Source organism: Photorhabdus viridis, assembly GCF_040256935.1.
Classification (GTDB): Bacteria; Pseudomonadota; Gammaproteobacteria; order Enterobacterales; family Enterobacteriaceae; genus Photorhabdus; species Photorhabdus viridis.
Genome location: NZ_JBEJZY010000327.1, coordinates 1 through 338 on the forward strand (window position 1 = coordinate 1; position 338 = coordinate 338).

Annotated in this window: 1 protein-coding gene; it reads left to right on the top strand. The window is 62.1% G+C overall.

Annotated features, from left to right (window positions below):
- Positions 1 to 338: RHS repeat domain-containing protein (locus ABR397_RS23580; protein WP_350307820.1), on the top strand; the 338-nt coding region annotated here is incomplete at both ends.

Sequence of the window (338 nt, forward strand, 5' to 3'; positions counted from 1 at the left end):
CGCGGAGTGGCCTGGCAGGTGGAATACGGCCCGTTTGACCTGCCGGCGGCCCGGCAGGACGGCGAAGGCCATCGCTGGCAGTACCGCTATGATGCCGATACCCTGCAACTGACGCAGGTGATTAACCCGATGGGGGAAACCTACCGCTACACGCTGGATGCGGCGGGCCGGGTTATCACCGAGCAGGATTATGCCGGCACCCGCTGGCACTACCGTTATGACCTGTCGGGGAACTGCATTGAAAAGCGGGACGGGGAAGAAACGGTTACCCGCTACACCTATGATGCGGTTCAGAGACTGACCGCGCTGGATACTCCGGCAGGCACCACCCGTTATCA